Source organism: Halomonas alimentaria (genome assembly GCF_009902005.1).
GTDB classification, from domain to species: domain Bacteria; phylum Pseudomonadota; class Gammaproteobacteria; order Pseudomonadales; family Halomonadaceae; genus Halomonas; species Halomonas alimentaria.
On sequence record NZ_WUTT01000012.1, the window covers coordinates 1 to 424 of the forward strand.

At 67.0% G+C, this 424-nt stretch carries 1 protein-coding gene; it reads right to left on the reverse strand.

Translation table 11 applies throughout. The features are described from left to right. Positions 1-424: DUF5801 repeats-in-toxin domain-containing protein (locus GRB96_RS15450; protein ID WP_205743694.1), on the reverse strand; the 424-nt coding region annotated here is incomplete at both ends.

Genomic DNA, 424 nt, shown 5'->3' on the forward strand with positions numbered 1-424 from the left:
GCTTCGCCGGCATCGGTCTCGTCCAGCGTGACGCTGGCACTAGCACCTTCCGCGGCGCTGGCGTCGGGACCGTCGTCCTTGAAGGTGATGCTCAGCGCGGATCCGCTGGTCGCGCTGTCGCTGTCACCATCGGCGTCGGTCACGGTCTGCACCACCTGGATGCCGGCGGCATCCAGGGTCTGGGCGTCGTCGTAATCCGCCGGGGTGCTGCCGTCGGTGTCATGCTCCAGGGCCTGGTATTGGGTGACGGTAATCTCGCCGTCGCCGGCAATGGCGATGTCGAAGACCGCTGGCGTGCTGTCGTCACCGCCCACGTAGCCGGTGTAACCGATGACGTTGCCGTCGGCGTCGGTGTCGGCCACCAGTTGGATCTCGTTGGTCGCCACATCGGTGTCAGCACCGGCCAGATACAGTCCGGTGGCCG